Origin of the sequence: Kitasatospora sp. NPDC052896, assembly GCF_044547075.1 — a bacterium.
In the GTDB taxonomy this organism is placed as follows: domain Bacteria; phylum Actinomycetota; class Actinomycetes; order Streptomycetales; family Streptomycetaceae; genus Kitasatospora.
Genome location: NZ_JBITZU010000070.1, coordinates 1 through 1,813, shown reverse-complemented (window position 1 = coordinate 1,813; position 1,813 = coordinate 1). Strand labels below are relative to the sequence as shown.

Below are 1,813 nucleotides of genomic sequence, written 5' to 3'. Positions count from 1 at the left end.
AGGCCGCCACCGCGTCCGGGTCCTCCCCATCTGCGGTGGCAAGGAGGGCAATGGCCGCTTCCAGCGGTTCGGGCTGCGCGGCGCGGTGCAGAATCATGGCCAGTACCCGCTGGCCCAGGCCTACCGTGGCGTCCGCCGCCGCGTCCTGTGCCCGGGTGAGCACCGCCGCCCCGTACGCCCCGACCGCCGTGCTGATCACTGGCACGACCTGGCCCACGATCATCTCTATCTCGGACACAACAACCCCCTCACGCCTCTGCCGGCGCAGTGTCGGACACGCCTGAGAGCCCTGTCCATCCGCCTGTCGCTGGTACGCCGCACCGGTCCCGCTTCCCCCGGGCTCCGCATGAAACCCCGTTCACCCAGGTCACCACGGTACGAGCCCTGATCCGGCCGCCCAACGCGGCGAGACCCCGGCACCGGCCGCTGGGGGCTCCCCCCGAGGTGTGGACACCAGTGCTATGCGGTGAGAGCCAGCGTAACTGATTGTTGTTCGAACTCGATCGGGCTGAGGTAGTTCAGCGCGGAGTGCCTCCTGCGGGTGTTGTAGCGGGTGATCCAGCGGAAGACCGCCAGGCGGGCGGCGCGGGCTCCGGGCCAGCGCTTCGCGCCTTGAAGGGTCTCCCGTTTCAGCGTGGCGTTGAACGCCTCGGCGGCGGCGTTGTCCGCACTCGTGCCGACCGCGCCGCGACTCCGGGTCACGCTCAACTCCTTGCAGACGTCGGCGAATTTCTTGGACACGTACTGGGACCCGTTGTCGCTGTGGAAAACCGCGCCCTGCAGGCTCCCACCCCGGGCCGCGGCCGCCGCCTTGAGCGCGTCCGTGACCAGCTCGGTCCGCATGTGATCTGCGATCGACCAGCCCACCAGGCGCTTGGAACACAGGTCCAACACCGTCGCCAGATAAAGGAATTCGCCGTCACCGACCGGGAGGTAGGTGATGTCGCCGACGTAGCGGGTGTCCGGCGCCGGCGCGGTGAAGTCGCGCTTGAGCAGGTCCGGCACCGGCACCGCCGAGGGTTCGGGGACGGTGGTGCGGACCTTCTTACGCAGGTGCACGCCGACGATGCCCCGCTCGCGCATCACCCGCTCGACGCGCTTGCGGTTGACCCGGCGCCCGGCATGTCGCAGCTCGGCGGTCACCCGCGGGCTGCCGTAGGTGCCGTCCGTCTCGGCGTGGATCGCGCGGATCCGATCGGCGAGCTCGTCATCGGCCCGCTGGCGGGCCTCACGGGCCGGCGCGGCGGCCAGCCACCGGTAGAACCCGGACCGGGAAACCTCCAGCACCCGGCACAGCCGCTTCACCCCGAAGGCGTCTCGATGGTCCTCAACGAACTGGAAGCGACTCATCACCAGTTCGTCTCTCCGGCGAAATACTTCGCCGCCCGGCGCAGGATGTCCCGCTCCAGCTCAAGCTCCCGTATCCGGGCCCTGAGCTGCTTGTTCTCTTGCTCCAACACGGTGTCGGAGCCTACCGGGGTGCCCGAACCGGCAGCCCGAACGCTCTCGGTGCCCTCCCGCTGCCGGGCCCGGTGGGCGTTGATCCAGTTCCGTAGGGTCTCGTGGTTGACCCCGAGATCATCGGCGACGGAGCGGATCGTGCGTCCCGGCTCCGACAGGTACAGCGCCACGGCGTCCGCCTTGAACTCCGGCGAGTACACCTTCATCACCACGGGGGGACTCCTCTTCCTCTGGATCTCCGTGATCCAGTGTCCGGGGGGCCCTGACCCCGGATGTTGGACACGGGGCTATGCGGCTTGTGCAAGCGTAGTTGATGTTGCGAGCGCTTTCTCGTAGACGATGGGGCTGCGGT

The 1,813-nt window shown here is 68.9% G+C and carries 1 protein-coding gene and 1 pseudogene; both read right to left on the bottom strand.

Translation table 11 applies throughout. The annotated features are described in order from the left end of the window. A pseudogene (locus tag ACIGXM_RS37340) lies at nt 1–238 on the bottom strand (hypothetical protein); the annotation flags it as partial. 221 nt (nt 239–459) lie between these two features. After that, nucleotides 460–1,673 (bottom strand): IS3 family transposase gene (locus ACIGXM_RS37335; protein ID WP_396568576.1). Its coding sequence is split into 2 segments (ribosomal slippage): nt 460–1,364 and nt 1,364–1,673, totalling 1,215 coding nucleotides; the frame shifts between segments, so codons are not numbered across the junction. Nucleotides 1,674–1,813: the final 140 nt, after the last annotated feature.